This is a genomic window from Prevotella sp. tf2-5, assembly GCF_900115435.1.
In the GTDB taxonomy this organism is placed as follows: domain Bacteria; phylum Bacteroidota; class Bacteroidia; order Bacteroidales; family Bacteroidaceae; genus Prevotella.
This window is the reverse complement of sequence record NZ_FOWK01000001.1, coordinates 394,208-410,363: the sequence shown is the minus strand read 5'-3', so window position 1 is coordinate 410,363 and position 16,156 is coordinate 394,208. Positions and strand designations below refer to the sequence as shown.

The 16,156-nt window shown below is 51.0% G+C and carries 10 protein-coding genes; 5 read left to right on the top strand and 5 right to left on the bottom strand.

Translation table 11 applies throughout. The features are described 5' to 3' along the window. Nucleotide 1: 1 nt before the first annotated feature. From BM257_RS01575 to BM257_RS01565, 3 genes are all read right to left on the bottom strand, one after another. A complete protein-coding gene (locus BM257_RS01575; RefSeq protein ID WP_369821291.1) occupies nt 2–1,846 on the bottom strand; it encodes a 2-oxoacid:acceptor oxidoreductase subunit alpha in 1,845 nt (614 codons plus the stop codon). A gap of 159 nt (nt 1,847–2,005) precedes the next feature. After that, complete coding sequence (locus tag BM257_RS01570) at nt 2,006–2,713, bottom strand: YARHG domain-containing protein (RefSeq protein ID WP_092067543.1); 708 nt, start codon at nt 2,711–2,713, stop codon at nt 2,006–2,008. 72 nt (nt 2,714–2,785) lie between these two features. After that, entirely contained in the window at nt 2,786–4,447 is a 1,662-nt protein-coding gene (locus BM257_RS01565) for a nucleoside kinase (protein WP_092067541.1), read from the bottom strand. 75 nt (nt 4,448–4,522) lie between these two features. Here BM257_RS01565 and BM257_RS01560 point away from each other — a divergent pair, with 75 nt between their 5' ends. Genes BM257_RS01560 through BM257_RS01545 form a run of 4 tightly spaced genes read left to right on the top strand, consistent with a single transcriptional unit; the run spans nt 4,523 to nt 12,894 of the window. Further along, complete coding sequence (locus BM257_RS01560; RefSeq protein WP_092067539.1) at nt 4,523–6,280, top strand: Na/Pi cotransporter family protein; 1,758 nt, start codon at nt 4,523–4,525, stop codon at nt 6,278–6,280. Between the two features lie 19 nt (nt 6,281–6,299). Then, nucleotides 6,300–9,611 carry a TonB-dependent receptor gene (locus BM257_RS01555; RefSeq protein WP_092067537.1) on the top strand — a complete coding sequence of 1,104 codons (3,312 nt, stop codon included), beginning with the start codon at nt 6,300–6,302 and terminating at the stop codon, nt 9,609–9,611. Beyond that, nucleotides 9,611–12,016 (top strand): glycoside hydrolase family 95 protein, encoded by a 2,406-nt coding sequence (locus BM257_RS01550; protein WP_092067535.1) that lies wholly within the window; start codon nt 9,611–9,613, stop codon nt 12,014–12,016. Before BM257_RS01555 ends, BM257_RS01550 begins: the two co-directional genes overlap by 1 nt. Further along, a complete protein-coding gene (locus BM257_RS01545) occupies nt 12,010–12,894 on the top strand; it encodes a helix-turn-helix domain-containing protein (protein ID WP_092067533.1) in 885 nt (294 codons plus the stop codon). Before BM257_RS01550 ends, BM257_RS01545 begins: the two co-directional genes overlap by 7 nt. On the opposite strand, the gene BM257_RS01540 is transcribed toward BM257_RS01545, so the two are convergent. Together BM257_RS01540 and BM257_RS01535 are read right to left on the bottom strand one after the other, a co-directional pair. Further along, entirely contained in the window at nt 12,866–13,465 is a 600-nt protein-coding gene (locus tag BM257_RS01540) for a DUF3109 family protein (RefSeq protein ID WP_092067531.1), read from the bottom strand. The two genes, BM257_RS01545 and BM257_RS01540, sit on opposite strands and share 29 nt — an antisense overlap. Next, entirely contained in the window at nt 13,459–14,124 is a 666-nt protein-coding gene (locus BM257_RS01535) for a uracil-DNA glycosylase (RefSeq protein ID WP_092067529.1), read from the bottom strand. Before BM257_RS01535 ends, BM257_RS01540 begins: the two co-directional genes overlap by 7 nt. 71 nt (nt 14,125–14,195) lie before the next feature. On the opposite strand from BM257_RS01535, the gene BM257_RS01530 reads away from it, so the two are divergent. Further along, nucleotides 14,196–16,154 carry a SpoIIE family protein phosphatase gene (locus BM257_RS01530; RefSeq protein WP_177215976.1) on the top strand — a complete coding sequence of 653 codons (1,959 nt, stop codon included), beginning with the start codon at nt 14,196–14,198 and terminating at the stop codon, nt 16,152–16,154. Nucleotides 16,155–16,156: the final 2 nt, after the last annotated feature.

Below are 16,156 nucleotides of genomic sequence, written 5' to 3'. Positions count from 1 at the left end.
TTTACTTCTTTAAAATATCCTCGAATGCGTTGACTAACTCTTCCACAACGAACGGTTGTCCCTTCACCTGGTTGAACTGGGCGGGAGTGAAGTTGTCGACCTTCATACGCAGGTAGGCGGCAAGCTGTCCCATGTTCTGCTCAGCGACGACCACCTTCTTATACTTAGAGAGCACCTCTGCCGTGTTCTTGGGCAGTGGGTTCAGGTATTTGAAGTGGGTCTGTGCCACCTTATAGCCTTTGGCACGGAGCTCGTCCATTGCGGAGTGCAGATGACCGTAGGTAGAGCCGAAGCCCACCACCAGCAGGTCTGCATCCTTCACGTCACCCTCCACCTCTAAGTCAGGCACCTGGATATTAGCAATCTTCTGCTGGCGCAGACGAGTCATCAGGTCATGGTTCTCAGGATTGGTGGAGATAGCACCAGTCTCAGCGTCTTTCTCCAGTCCTCCGAGGATATGCGTGAAGCCCTCACGACCAGGCACTGCCCAGTAGCGGGTACCGTTCTCGGCACGCATATATGGAGTCCACTTTCCTTTCAGCTCCTCAGGAACATAAGGTGGGTTGATCGCGTCAAGCTTAGCCATCTCCGGCAGTTTGAAGGCACCGGAGCCGTTGGCGATATAGGCGTCTGTCAACAGTACGACTGGTGTCATGTGCTCCAAGGCGATCTTACAAGCCTGGTAGGCGGCATCGAAACAGTCGGCAGGACTGGTGGCGGCAAGTACGGGCATCGGACTCTCACCATTACGTCCGAAGAGCACTTGCAGGAGGTCTGTCTGCTCCGATTTGGTGGGGAGACCCGTTGCGGGACCGCCGCGCTGTACGTCGAGGACAACGAGTGGCAGCTCCATGATGACGGCAAGGTTCATCGCCTCTGACTTCAGGCAGATGCCAGGGCCAGAGGTGGATGTCACACCTAAGGCTCCGGCAAAGGAGGCTCCTAAGGCGGAGGCACAACCGCTGATCTCGTCCTCACACTGTACTGTTGTCACACCTAATGACTTATGCTTTGACAACTCATGGAGCACGTCAGTGGCAGGAGTGATGGGGTAGGAACCTAAGTAGAGCTTCAGACCCGCCTTCTCGGCAGCGGCGATAAAACCGTATGCCGTAGCCTTGTTACCGGTGATGTCCATATACCGTCCAGGTTCTTTCTCCTTGGTCTCGATACGGTAGACATTCATGGCAGAGGAGTGTGTGTTATGTCCATAGTCATAACCTGCCTGTACCACCTTGATGTTATTCTCTGCGATAGCAGGTTTCTTGGCGAATTTCTCTTTCAGGAAGTTGGCGACCAGGGAGAGGTCACGGTCGAAGAGCCAGCAGACCAGTCCGAGGGCGAACATATTACGGCATTTCAGGATCGCCTTGTTGTCCATGCCTGTGTCAGCAAGACAATCCTTGACCATCGTCGTCAACGGGCATTGGATGACACGGTCGGGGTCGATACCCATCTCGCCCAAGTAATCCTCACTCTTAAATTGTGCTTTCTCCAAGTCTTTGGGACCGAAGGAGTCTGTGTCGATGATAATCGTTGCCTGTGGCTTTGAGTATTTCAACTGTGTTTTCAGGGCAGCAGCGTTCATTGCCACCAGCACGTCACATTTGTCACCAGGGGTGTATACCTTACCGGCACCGATGTGTACCTGGAAACCACTGACACCTGTCAGCGAGCCTTGCGGGGCACGGATGTCGGCAGGATAGTCTGGAAACGTGGAGATACCATTACCTACGGTGGCGCTCACCGTTGAGAAGATGTTACCAGCGAGCTGCATGCCGTCGCCGGAGTCACCAGAGAAACGTACGACCACTTGGTCGAGCTCTTTTACTTCTAATTCAGCCATAATATATTTATAATGATTCTTTTCCGTAAAACGACTGCAAAGTTCGCAAATATTCATTGAACAACCAAACATTTTGCAATAAAAATGCAGTTCCCGTCCAAAAAGGAAGCGAAAACTGCATGATTATGCGTTTTTAGCACTTAGCTGTCAGAGCTCTTCTTATTCCTCAACTAATTCTCCATCATCACCCATGAGGTCGCCAGGATGGAGTCCAGCCTCTATCGTCTCCTCGCTCTTGATCAGTTCCACGTTAGTCTGCTCGATGATGTTGAGTTTGATGGCAGCGTTATTCGTTCCCGGCTTATACCACGACTTCTTACTGAAGAACTCCCTCAAGTCCTTCGATTTGAAAGCATATCCATGTCGGGCTAGGATCGCATTGCGCATCAGACGTAGCTGTTTTCTCGGGATATTCATCAAATATGGAGTATTCAGCAGCGTGTTGTTGATGACATTCTCCCAATTGGCATTGATGAGGTCCGCCTGCTGGGCGTCACATCGACTCTCATTGTCTGGTGTCAGTACCATCGTCCACATGGCATCGCCATTGGGTTTGCGAACGGCAAGGAAGTTCATGCCGTCCTTGCGGATATACTGCACCCGCCAATTCCATTCAGCATCACGGATGGGACATTCCTCTGCCTGACGACTGGGGATGATCTTATACTCACCATTCTTGCCTGTCACTTTCTCCAGTGTCAACTCATTGTCCTGTGGGGTAGTCATATAGACAATAGTCCCCATCCTCACTTCCTGGACGGTATACAGACTTCTTCCGTCCCAGAACTTGTCGCCTTTCTTAATCGTCTGAGCCTGTAGGCTGAGTGTTGCTAACAAAACAATTAGTAAGAATAGCACTTTTCTCATATTTCATTTCGTTTTTTAAATGGTTAATTATTTGAGCATTTATAAACTTTTAAGACTCTTATACCTTAGAACCTAATAGTCAAAGGAGCTTCCGCCTAAGAACTCCCTCAACAGGGAAGTAGGTGGAATCTGGTCTTCTGGGATAGGCTTGAAATACCGCAGGAACTTCAGCAGACGGTATGCCTCGGCATACTCCACACAGTTTTCGGGAACCTGTTCCAGTATAGGAACAGCCTGTCCCCGGATGACGGCAAGCTCGAAGAGCATGGCGGTGTTGAATATCGCCTCAGCATTCTCCTGATAAGGGAATATCCATTTGTTCTCCCCACGGCGTACAGAAGGCCAGCGACGGATAGTCTCTTGTGCCGATACCCCCCGGTATTTATAGTCCCGGATGATGCGGCGCAGCAACCGGTTGTCGGTGGTGGGGATATAATTATGGTTGTCGAGCAGGATCGTGGTGAGTGCCGAGGCATAGACACGGAATTTCTGTGACTCAGGAATCTGTGCCGTCAGCTCCGGGTTCAGGGCATGGATGCCCTCCACCACCAGTATCTCATTACCTTTCAGTCGTAGTTTCTTGCCACTGGGTTTACTTTTCCCAGCCTGGAAGTCATAGCGGGGCAGTTCCACCTCCTCGCCCCGCAGCAGGGCGTTGATCTGCTCGTTGAACAAAGGGATGTTCAGGGCATGCAAATGCTCGTAGTCATAGTCACCCTTCTCGTCGAGTGGTGTCTGGTCACGACAGACGAAATAGTCGTCAAGGGAGATACCGATAGGTTGGATGCCGTTGACAGCAAGTTGTACGCTGAGGCGCTTGCAAGTCGTCGTCTTACCACTGCTTGACGGTCCAGCTATCAGCACCATCTTCACCTCCTTTCGTGAGGCTATCTCGTCGGCAATCTGTGCGATCTTCTTCTCCTGCAGAGCCTCGCCGACCTGTATCAGCTGGGGTGAGAACCCCTTCCGTATCGCTATGTTCAGGTCGCCAACAGTACGCATGCCGAGGATAGACTGCCAGCGGTGGTGCTCCTTGAATAACTCGAACATCTTGTCCTGAGGCACCATCTCCCCCAATTTGGAGGGATCTTCTGCCGTAGGGATACGTAACAGCATCCCGTCATAGTAGGGTTCCAGTCCGAAGAGATAGAGTTGTGACGTGTTCGTCAGCATACTGCCATAGTAGTAGTCCGCATAGCCGTCGATATCGTAATAGGTGGTATAGAGGCTGCCCATACCGTCCAGCAGACGTACCTTGGAGAAAGACTTTGACTTCCGGAACATCTCTATCGCCTCCTCTGTTGTCACCTCATGGCGGTGGATGGGATGCGCTGCCGCGATGATCTCCTTCATCCGCTCACGGACAGCATCCACATCAGCGACGGTCACAGGGCGGTCAAGACGCAAGTCCACATAATAGCCGTTCGACACAGGGATGTCAATGATCACCGTGCAGTCGGGATATAGGTCATGTGCCGCCTTGTTAAGTACGAAGAAGAGACTGCGTGTATATGCTCGCATGGACGAGGGCTCATTCATATCGAGGAACTCCACCTCCTTGGGTTTATAGACCCTGAAGTGTAATCCTTCTATCTTGTTATTCACCCTTGCGCATATAGGTCCATACTGCATCTGCAGACCTGACAAAGAAAAAATTTCAGAAAGTGTGCTCCCGATGCTTACATTTAGAATATTTTTATTATTTTTGCAACGGATTTGAATTGTTTGTTCCATAACATGAATGATTGAAGTGTCCGACAAAGATAGCAAAAAAATAGAAAAAAGAGTTAAGCATTAAGATTAATTAATATGTCTATTTGGATTATTTTCAAACTTCTGGGCTCTCTCGCTTTGTTGATGTTTGGTATGAAGTCGATGAGTGAGGCTTTGCAGAAGATGGCAGGACCACAGCTGCGTCACGTGCTGGGTGCTATGACTACTAATCGGGTTACGGGAATGTTGACAGGAACACTTGTCACGGCAAGTGTGCAGTCCAGTACGGCAACGACAGTGATGACCGTCTCGTTTGTCAATGCGGGACTGTTGACGCTGGCACAGGCCATTTCAGTGATTATGGGTGCCAATATCGGAACGACGCTGACGGCATGGATCATGTCCGCTGGTATGTCATTTGATATCACCAGTGCTGTCTACCCGGCATTCTTTATGGGAATTATCCTGATCTACCTGAAGAAATACCGTTATATCGGAGACTTCTTGTTCGGTCTGTCATTCCTGTTGCTGGGACTGGGGACTTTACGAATGACAGGTACGGAGATGCACTTGGGTGAGAATCAGGCGTTGCTTGACTTTTTCGCCTCCTTTGATCCCGACTCGTTTGTGACCACCCTCATCTTCCTCGTCTTAGGAGGTATCATGACATTCTGCGTCCAGTCATCGGCAGCAGTGATGGCTATCACGATGATCCTCTGCTCGAGTGGCGCACTGCCTATCTATCAGGGTATCGCATTGGTGATGGGTGAGAATATCGGTACCACGGTGACCTCTAACCTTGCCGCTATGTCAGCAAACACACAGGCTCGCCGTGCCGCTCTTGCCCATATGTTTTTCAATGTGTTTGGAGTCATCTGGATATTGTTCGTGTTCCGTCCTTTCATCGATATGGTATGCGGCTGGGTCGGATATGACGTGGACATGCAGAAGGGTAGTGTGGAGACAAGCGTGTTCCTAGCCAACTCGGCAAAACTGAGTTTCGTGCTGGCTGCCTTCCATACGACGTTCAATGTCGCCAATACCTTTATCCTCATCTGGTTTATCCCGCAGATCGAGAAGTTCGTCTGCTGGGTGATTAAACCGAAGAGAGTCGACGAGGAGGAGGACTTCCGCCTGCATTTCATTACCGCTGGTTTCATGAAGACCCCCGAGCTCTCTGTCCTGGAGGCTCAGAAAGAGATACAGTCTTTCTCCGAGCGTATGCAGCGTATGTTCGGCATGGTTCGTGAGTTGCTGACCCTGAGCAGTAGCGAGACGGCAAAGAAGAACAATGCGCAGACAGGTGATTTCAACAAGCTCTATACACGTATCGAGAAATACGAGGGTATCTCTGATAACATGGAGCTGGAGATCGCCAAGTATCTCGACCAGGTCGGTGATGCCCACCTGAGTGACGACACCAAGGCGAAGATCCGTGCCATGCTCCGTGAGATCTCAGAGCTGGAGAGTATCGGTGACGCCAACTATAATATCGCCCGTACCATTGCCCGTAAGTATCAGGGTAAGCAGGATCACTTCAGCGACAAGCAGTATGACCATATCCACCAGATGATGGAGCTCACGGAGGAAGCCCTCACCCAGATGAACCGCCTGATGAATGGTCGCAAGGACTCCTACGATGTCAACCGTACCTTCAACTTAGAGAACGAGATCAACAACTACCGCAACCAGTTGAAGTCGCAGAATATCATGGATGTCAACAACCACGCATACACCTATGCCGTAGGCACCATCTATATGGATATCATCAACGAGTGTGAGAAACTGGGTGACTATGTGGTGAACGTCGTAGAGGCTCGTATGGGTACTCGTCAGAAAGAAAAAGACATTTAAAACTAAACCGATGAGACAAATGTTCAAGAAACTCTTTATTCTCGCAGTTCTCCTGATGACCTCTGTCGTGATGACGGCACAGGTCACCTCAGCAGACATCAGCGGTATTGTGATGGCAGGTAATGAGACAGCTATCGGTGCTACCATTACTGCCAAACATATTCCGTCAGGATCCGTCTATCGCGGTATCACCAATATCGACGGTCGTTTTATCATCAGCGGTATGCGGGCTGGTGGTCCATACGAAATAGAGATTTCTTATATTGGTTTCCAGTCGCAGAAATACACGGATGTCCAGTTGCAACTCGGACAAAACACCGTGATTGACGCCGTTCTCTCAGAAGGTAGTGAGATGCTGGCTGAGGTGGAAGTCGTCGCCAAGAAGAATAACACGATGCGCAGCGACCGTTCCGGAGCCGTCACCACCCTGAACGCACAGGCGATGTCTGTGATACCGACAGTAGGTCACACCATGACAGACATCATGAAGATGACGCCACAGTCAAGCTCTGCCAGTGGTATGGCTATCGGAGGTGGAAACTACCGCCAGTCGAGTGTGACCATCGATGGTGCTTCTTTCAATAATGCCTTTGGTCTCGGTGGTGTCGGTGGTGCCTCCCCGCTTCCTGGTGGCGGTACCCCTATCTCCCTGGAAGCCCTTGAGCAGATGACTATCAGTGTCACACCCTATGATGTCCGTCAGAGCGGATTCACAGGTGGTGGTATCAATGCTGTCACTAAGAGTGGTACGAATGAGTTCAAGGGCAGCGTCTATACCTATCTTACCAGTACCAGTCTGAGGGGATCACGTGTAGGTGACGCCACCCTTACCATTGATAATGGTCATAATAACACCTACGGACTGACCTTTGGAGGTCCTATCCTGAAAGACAAGCTCTTTTTCTTCGTGAATGGTGAGATAGATGATAATGTGACGACAGGACCTGCGTCACGTGCCGGAAATGGGGCTCCTCCATATACCGTCACAAACACTCGTCCGCAGCTCAGTGAGTTGGAAAGTCTTTCTTCCTATATGAAGGACACCTACGGTTTTACGACGGGTCCCTGGCAAAGTTATAATGTCAAGACCCCGAGCTACCGTATCCTTGCCCGTCTCGACTGGAATATCAATGACAACCATAAGTTCAATATCCGTTTCACGAAGTCGAACCGAAAACTGTCCAATAATGCCTCTGCCTCCCGTTCTATCGGCAGCAGCCAGGCGACAGCGATCTATGGCGGTAACCAGAACAGTTATGGTAGTCTGACCACTTATTCGATGAACTCGCTCTCCAGCCGTTACTATGCTGAGTACCGTTTCACCTCCTTCGCCGCGGAGTTGAACAGTAAGTTCGGGAAGATCCAAAACACACTACGTGGCACCTATTCTTTCCAGGACCAGCCCCGCTCGACAGAATATAATGACGCGGCTCCTGTGGTGGAGATCGTGATGAGTGACGGACAGGGTCATTATCCCTCTTGGGCGATGATGGGTGACCTCTTCACCTATGGTAATCTGGGACAGACCAAGACGACGGTGATTACTGATGAGCTTAACATGATGCTTGGCAAGCATAACCTCTTCGCTGGTATCCAGTATGAGCATAACTATGCGTCCAACGGTTACGCACAGGCTGCCGCCGGTTATTATGCCTATGAGGCGACACCAGAAGAGGTGAGCACAGGGAACTGGGGAGCCGTCTTCGGTCGCCAGCCCCGTCTGTTTGGTATCACCTATGGGAATAACGATGCCCATTCGATGTTCGTCTCTGAGATGAAGACCAACCAGTGGTCGTTCTATCTGCAGGATAATATCAGCTGGTCGGACCGTTTCCGCACCTCCGTCGGTGTGCGTTTCGAGCTGCCTACCTATCCCTCCCTGAAAAACAATTTCAATAAGGAATACTATGATATCGATTTCGGAGGCAGACATTTCCGCACGGATAACGTGCCTGATGCCAGCATCAGTGTCTCTCCACGTATCGGCTTCAACTGGGATATCACAGGTAATAGAAAGTATATCCTCCGTGGTGGTACGGGTATCTTCGTAGGACGTATGCCGTTTGTATGGCTCGTCTCCGCTGTCGGTAACTCGGGAATGGGACAGACCTCCTATGTGGCTACCGCTGCCAATGGTAAGACGATGCCTGCCTTTACGATGAGTCAGCAGGAGATGCTGCAACAGATAGGAGCCACCAGCACCACTACCGTGCCTGTCAGTCCTACCATTCTCAGCGAGGACCTCCGTATGCCGAAGACATGGAAGGCGTCTCTTGCTTTTGATGCGAAGCTGCCCTGGGATATTGACTTCACCCTGGAGGGGATCTTCAACAAAGACCTGAACCCTGTCGTGGTGTCTAACGCGGATATCTATTGGGACGGGAACTCCACCGTCGACCTTGGTCATGGGGATATACGCCATAAGATGTCGTACTATGACGCGGGGCATTCCGCCTATGTGTTGGAGAACGCAGGCTCGAAGGCTTATTACATGTCCCTGAGTGCTCAGCTGCGTAAGTCGTTTGACTTTGGACTCGACCTCTCTGCCTCCTATACCATCTCCAAGGCGAAGAGCTATACAGAGGGTATTGGCGACCAGGTGTCGTCTGCCTATAGTAACTTCCTTAGCTCTATTCATGCCGTCAACGACCATGAGACGGGCTATGCCAGCTACGTGGCTCCTAATCGCTTGTTGCTCTCCGCCAGTTACAGACTCAAAGAGTCAAAGTATGCGACTTCCACGTTCAGTCTCGTTTACGATGGTTATCAGTATGGGTTCCTTGGTAATTACTCATACAGCCGGTACTCTTATATCTTCAGCAGTAATGTCAACAGCGACCCCTCTGCCCCGGGTAACCTGATCTATGTGCCTGCCTCCCGTGAGGAGCTTGACGGATGGGATTTCGCAGAGAACGGTGTCATCGACGGACAGCCGTATACTGCTGACATGCAGCGTGACGACTTCTGGACGTTCATCAATCAGGACGACTACCTGAAGGATCGTAAGGGGCAGTATACGGAACGTGGAGGTGCCAAGATGCCGTGGCATCACCAGCTCGACTTCAAGTATACTCGTGACATGAGTATTCAGTGGGGGAAGACCAGGCATACCCTGCAGTTGGGTATTGACATCCTCAACCTGCCTAACTTCCTCTGTAAAGACTGGGGTGTCTACAAACAGATTACCGGCAATGACCTGTTGACTTACAAGAAAGGTAAGTATTCTTATAATATGGTGAATGGAGAGCGTCATCTCAGTACCTCCCAGAACTTCCTGGATATAGCCTCCACCTACCAGATCATGTTCACCATCAGATATCTGTTTAATTGATGAGAAGAGTTTTCCTTTCTTTATTACTCACAGGTGTCATCTTGTCGCTGGAAGCACAGCAACTACCCATGCGTCTGTGGTACGACAAACCTGCACGGTATTTTGAGGAGTCACTGCCTATAGGAAATGGAAAGTTAGGTGCATTGGTCTATGGCGGGACAGATACCTGTCTCATCCATCTGAATGATATCACGTTCTGGACAGGGAAACCGGTAGACTGCCAACTTGACGCGGAGGCTCACCAGTGGATCCCGGAGATCCGCAAGGCACTCTTCAATGAGGACTATCAACTTGCCGACTCGCTGCAACTGCATGTGCAGGGTCCGAACTCACAGTTCTACCAACCCCTGGGCTCCCTCTGTCTCATTGACGAGAACGAGGGTGCGGTGACCAACTATCAGAGAGTGCTCGACCTCGACAGTGCTCTGGTAAACGACCGTTTCGAACGGAACGGAAAGTCTTTCGTTAGAGAATATTTCGCCTCCTATCCCGATAAGCTTATCGCCATCCGACTGAAGGGTGACATCAACTGCAGATTAGTGATGACGGCACAGGTGCCCCATCAGGTAAGTGGCAAGGGTAACCAGTTGACGATGACAGGACACGCGACGGGTAACCCGATGGAAACGATCCATTTCTGTACAATGCTATTGGTGTGTACAGACGGAGCGGTGAGTGCCGCAGACTCCACGCTGACAATCACAGAGGGAAAGGAAGCAACGATCTATCTGGTCAACGAGACCAGCTTCAACGGCTATGACAAACATCCTGTCCAGGAAGCAACCCCCTATTTGGAAAAGGTGACTGATGAGTTGTGGCACACCCGGAACCTGACTTATGCGGAGTTCCGTGACCGTCATATCAAAGACTATCAGCAATATTATGACAGGGTGAAACTGGATCTGGGAGGAGAGATGCCTTCTGTACCTACAGACCAGCTGTTGAAACGCCTCTCCTCTACAGAGGAAAGGCTACGGGTAGGCGAACAAAGTTCGGGAATGGTAGGAGGGACCTTCGACCGTTATCTGGAAACCCTCTATTTCCAATATGGACGTTACCTGCTCATCTCTTGTTCACGGACACCTGGCGTTCCTGCTAACCTGCAAGGACTATGGACTCCTTATCTATGGTCACCATGGAGAGGAAACTATACCGTGAACATCAACTTGGAGGAGAACTACTGGCCTGCCTTTGTCGCCAACCTCGCAGAGATGGCACAACCCTTGGACGGTTTTGTCAAGGCTCTCTCAGAGAACGGCAAATATACGGCAAAGAACTACTATGGCATCCATAAAGGATGGTGCTCCAGTCATAACTCCGACCTCTGGGCGATGACGAACCCGGTGGGTGAGAAACGGGAGTGGCCTGAGTGGGCTAACTGGAACATGGGGGGTGCCTGGCTCGTACAGACACTCTGGGAGCGGTACTTGTTCACACAAGACAAGGAATACCTGCGTACTGTCGCCTATCCGTTGATGAAGGGTGCTGCCGACTTCTGTCTGAAATGGCTGGTCATCAACCCCAAGAATCCCAAAGAGCTGATCACGGCACCCTCGACATCACCTGAGAATGAGTATATCACAGACAAGGGCTATCATGGTATGACCTGTTATGGAGGTACTGCCGACCTTGCCATCATCCGTGAGCTGCTGGGGAATGTCATCTCCGCAGGTCCTCTCTGCAACGATGATGTCACAGCCTATAAGACCGCCCTGCGGAAGCTCCATCCTTATACCATCGGCAAGGAAGGTGACCTGAACGAGTGGTATTATGACTGGCAGGACAAAGACCCCCGACATCGTCACCAGAGTCACCTCATCGGACTCTATCCGGGGAGTCACCTCGGAGGACTCGGAGAACTCGGAGAACTCAGAGAACTCAGAAAAGCCTGCGAGCAGACCCTCATCCAGAAAGGTGACGAGACGACAGGATGGAGCACGGGCTGGCGTATCAACCTGTGGGCGCGCCTTCATCATGGTGAGGAGGCATATAAGATATACCGTAAGCTCCTTACCTTCACAGATGCTCAGGACGACCAGCGTCCTGGCACCCGTCATGCCGGTGGTACCTATGCCAACCTGATGGACGCTCATCCTCCTTTCCAGATTGATGGGAACTTCGGAGGTACGGCTGGTGTCTGTGAGATGCTGATGCAGTCGTCAGCCAACGCTCACTCCACTACCATCGCCCTTCTTCCCGCCCTTCCCCAAGCATGGAGCGAGGGAAAAGTCAGTGGGCTCTGTGCCCGTGGCGGCTACGAGGTCAGTTTCCAGTGGAAGGGTGGCTATGTGCGTCAAGCCCAGATTAAAGCGAGGAAGTCTGGTACCGTTACCTTATTATATAATAACCAGAGCAAGACGCTCAAGCTAAAAGCAGGACAGACCCTGCCCGTGAAGACATGGTAAAGAAAAAGAATCACATCAGAGAGACGACTCTCGAGGAGGCGAAGCTATGGGGTAATGCCGAGTATATGGAGGAGGGTTTGATCCTGACAGACAATATTGCCAACGCCCCCATCCCACAGGAGCCTACCCGTATGAATTTTATCATGATGGCATTATGCCGTCGTGGTAAGGCACAGTATTCCATTGACACCTGTGAGCAGACAGTACATCCCGGTGATCTGTTGTTTATCTCCGAGAAACGTATCATCGACAATTATACGGCATCACCGGATTTCGAGTGTCTGTGTATCATCGTGTCCACCGCCTACTATCATGGCTTTATCCAGAATGTAAAGAACGTGTCCTCCCTGTTGTTATTCTCGATGAATAACCCCGTGGTGCCTTTGACACCCAGAGAGATACAGGTGTTCAGCTCCTATTTCCAGATGATTCGTGAGAAGATGGGCGACAAGGAGCATCATTATCGGAAAGACCTGATCAAGAGCCTGTTGCTGGCGATGTTCTATGATATGAGTAATGTCATCTGGCGTGTCGAGCAGAACGAGACCAAGACGAAGTCCCGTGCGGATGCTATCTTCGCGGATTTCGTCCGTTTGCTGGAACAGCATTTCCGTCATGAGCGTCGTGTCAGCTGGTATGCCGAACAACTCTGTATCACCCCCAAGTATCTCTCGGAGGTCGTCAAACAGGTCAGCAAGCGTACCCCTAACGAGTGGATAGAGAGTTATGTGGTACTGGAGATCCGTGTCTTGCTCAAGAACTCCACCAAGAATATCAAGGAGATCACCGAGGAGCTCTGTTTCCCCAACCAGTCATTCTTGGGGAAATACTTCAAGGAGCATGTCGGGGTCAGTCCTTCGGAGTATCGAAAAGGGTAGCGACCTCACAGAGCTCGTCGTACCACTCTTGTCCGAAGCGACGGATCAGGGGCTCTTTCAAGAACTGATAGACGGGAAGGTGTAATGCCTTCCCTTTCTCTACGGCATCCTTGCATACCGCCCAGCGGTTATAGTTGAGTCCGATGAGCCCGCCGGAGAATTTCTTCTCACGGATAGGGTAGAGGGCACAGCTGATAGGTTTGCAAAACTGCGTCTTGTCGTTGCGGTAGGCTTTCTCTAAGGCACACAGGCAGTTGTCTCCGTCATAACAGGTAAACACACAGTCTTTGCCTCTGACGATACTCGTCACTAAGTCCCCGTCTTTGTCGGTATAGGCGACGCCCTGCTTGTCTATCACACTCTGAGCCGATGCGGAGAGGTCGCCCCAGACGGTATCCAGCACCTCCTCGATATCGGCGATCTCCTCCATGGTGACAGGAGCACCGGCATCACCCTCTACGCAGCAGATGCCTTTGCATTTCTCATAGTCACAGCAGAAATACTCTGTGAAAAGGTCGGAGGATACCAGGATGCCTCCTATTTCTATTATGGGGGGAATCTTATCTACCATTGGATGGGTGTGGTGCCGTTTTGTTCCAGATAGGCATTACAACGAGAGAACTGGTGTTGCCCGAACCAGCCTCCACGGTTAGCACTGAGAGGAGAGGGGTGTACAGACTCCAGGACGAGGTTCTGCGACTTGTCAATCATATACGCCTTCGAGCGGGCATAGCCTCCCCATAACAGATATACCAGATGGTGACGATGGGCGGCTAATGCCTGTATGGCGGCATCCGTGAATTTCTGCCATCCTAACATGGAATGGCTGTTTGCCTGATGGGCACGGACCGTCAGGGTGGCATTGAGCAGCAGCACCCCTTGTTCTGCCCAGCGAGTCAGGTTTCCTGATGTGGGGACGGGGATTCCCAGGTCAGCTTGTATCTCCTTGAAGATATTCTGCAGGGAGGGAGGAAACTGAACCCCGTCCTGTACGGAGAAGCTCAGTCCGTGAGCCTGTCCTGGCTCATGATACGGGTCCTGGCCGATGATCACCACCTTCACCTTGTCGAACGGACAGAGGTTAAAGGCGTTGAAGATCAGTTTTCCTGGCGGATAGCAGGTGCCGGCACTATATTCCTGTCTGACGGCATCGGTGAGTTGTTGGAAGTAAGGTTTCTCAAACTCCTGGCTGAGATACGCTTTCCAGCTCTCCTCTATCTGTACACTCATAACACTTTTTTCTGGTTTTGCTTGCAAAGGTAAGACAAAAAATGTATCTTTGCAAACAAATTATAGAGATTATGTTACCTTTCCTCAAGAAAAAACCGATAACAGGTTATCCAAAGTCTTTTGCCAAACAACTCATATGGCGTATCATGCTGAGGATGCTCATTATCATGATTTTACCTGTGTTCCTGCTGTTCTGGTTGACATACGGTGTTGTGACGATAGGTGCCCTGGGGATCGGTGACCGTGTGCTGAAAGGTGAGAAAGAAGAGGTACGGCGTATCGCATCCGACCTCTATATGGCAGCTAACAATATAAGACCTTTCATTGAAGAGGATCTGGACAAGCCTGATAAGATGTATGACATCATGAATCAGACGCTTAAACTGAATCCGTATATGCGCAGTTGTGGCATTTACTTCATTGAAAGTTATTTCCCACAGAAAGGGCGTTTGTTCGCACCCTATGCCTCACGGCGTGACAGTGTCATCATGGAGTCGCAGGACGCTTGTGATCAGGGAAATGATTACGTGAAAGCGGAGTGGTTCAAGGAAGCCGTTTCCAGCAAGGAAGGCTATTGGGCAAAGCCTTTCCTTGACAACGACAGTGCGCAGTCGCCATTGGTGTCCTACCTCCTGCCCATCCATGACCGTCAGCATCGTACGGTAGCGGTATTAGGTGTTGACCTGTCACTCTCCTGGTTGAATGAGAAGATACAACCTTACACCTTTATCCAACATCAGGACGAGATATGGAATCCGGAATATCAGATCTATTACTACATGACTGACAGTGCGGGCACGGTGTTGATACATCCTGACACGAGGCGTTTGGTAATAGAGAACATTAAGTCTTATATGACAAATGAAGCGGACAACGCTCTCGGGCATCTGACAATCAACGATAGCAAGCAAGACCAGATCGTCCTGGATGGCGAGAATGTTTTTATCAATACCCAGAGTGTGAAACACACCGACTGGTACATCTCCATCGTCATACCTAAGTTCTTTATCCATACCGCCGGGTTTATCGTTGCCGGTATCGCCATCACATTTATCCTGATAGGTCTGCTGGTCGTCTATTTCTTCGGTCGCAAATCCATTAAAAAGGCTGTCAGACCGCTGAATCAGTTGGCAACCACTGCCGACGAGGTGGCAAAGGGAAACTTCAAGACAGAGCTGCCAGAGCTGGAGAGTCACGATGAGATACACCTGCTGCGCGACTCCTTCGAGGAGATGCAGCTCTCCCTGACACAGTATATTGAGCAGCTACAGACCACCACAGCCCAGAAAGCCACGATGGAGAGTGAGCTGAACATCGCCCATAACATACAGATGTCGATGCTGCCAAAGACCTTCCCGCCATACCCGCAGCGCTCCGATGTCGATATCTATGGCATGCTGGCACCAGCCAGAGCCGTCGGTGGCGACCTCTTCGACTTCTACATCCGTGACGAGCATCTGTTCTTCTGCATTGGCGACGTGTCAGGCAAGGGAATCCCTGCCTCACTGGTCATGGCGGTCACCAGGTCACTGTTCCGCAATATCTCTGCGCATATCTCCGAGCCTGCTGCCATTGTGAGCTCCATCAACGAGGCACTTGTCGACAGCAACGATACGGGTATGTTTGTCACTTTGTTCGTCGGTGTCCTCGACCTGAAGACGGGACGCCTGCTCTACTGCAACGGAGGTCATAACCCTCCTTTGCTCATCAGTGATAAGGTGGTGGAAATGACCTGCGACCCCAATCTGGTGGTCGGTGTCATGCCGGGCTTTACGTTCGTTGCGGAGGAGATCACCCTTTCCCACGGCACCACCGTCTTCCTGTTTACCGATGGGTTGAACGAGGCAGAGAATGCCGCCCTCTCCCAGTTCGGTGACAAGCGCATCCATGATGTTGCCACCTCAGCCGTCGCCGAGCATATCACCAAGCCCGCCGACCTCGTCAGACACATGGAAAATGCCGTCCGCCAATTTGTGGGGACGGCAGAGCAGAGTGACGACCTGACCATGCTGGCGATCAGGTACTACTAAGC

Excerpts from the sequence above, each read along its gene's own strand:
- BM257_RS01575 (WP_369821291.1), bottom strand. The coding sequence starts at position 1,846 with ATGGCTGAATTAGAAGTAAAAGAGCTCGACCAAGTGGTCGTACGTTTC.
- BM257_RS01570 (WP_092067543.1), bottom strand. The coding sequence starts at position 2,713 with ATGAGAAAAGTGCTATTCTTACTAATTGTTTTGTTAGCAACACTCAGC.
- BM257_RS01565 (WP_092067541.1), bottom strand. The coding sequence starts at position 4,447 with ATGGAACAAACAATTCAAATCCGTTGCAAAAATAATAAAAATATTCTA.
- BM257_RS01560 (WP_092067539.1), top strand. The coding sequence starts at position 4,523 with ATGTCTATTTGGATTATTTTCAAACTTCTGGGCTCTCTCGCTTTGTTG.
- BM257_RS01555 (WP_092067537.1), top strand. The coding sequence starts at position 6,300 with ATGTTCAAGAAACTCTTTATTCTCGCAGTTCTCCTGATGACCTCTGTC.
- BM257_RS01550 (WP_092067535.1), top strand. The coding sequence starts at position 9,611 with ATGAGAAGAGTTTTCCTTTCTTTATTACTCACAGGTGTCATCTTGTCG.
- BM257_RS01545 (WP_092067533.1), top strand. The coding sequence starts at position 12,010 with ATGGTAAAGAAAAAGAATCACATCAGAGAGACGACTCTCGAGGAGGCG.
- BM257_RS01540 (WP_092067531.1), bottom strand. The coding sequence starts at position 13,465 with ATGGTAGATAAGATTCCCCCCATAATAGAAATAGGAGGCATCCTGGTA.
- BM257_RS01535 (WP_092067529.1), bottom strand. The coding sequence starts at position 14,124 with ATGAGTGTACAGATAGAGGAGAGCTGGAAAGCGTATCTCAGCCAGGAG.
- BM257_RS01530 (WP_177215976.1), top strand. The coding sequence starts at position 14,196 with ATGTTACCTTTCCTCAAGAAAAAACCGATAACAGGTTATCCAAAGTCT.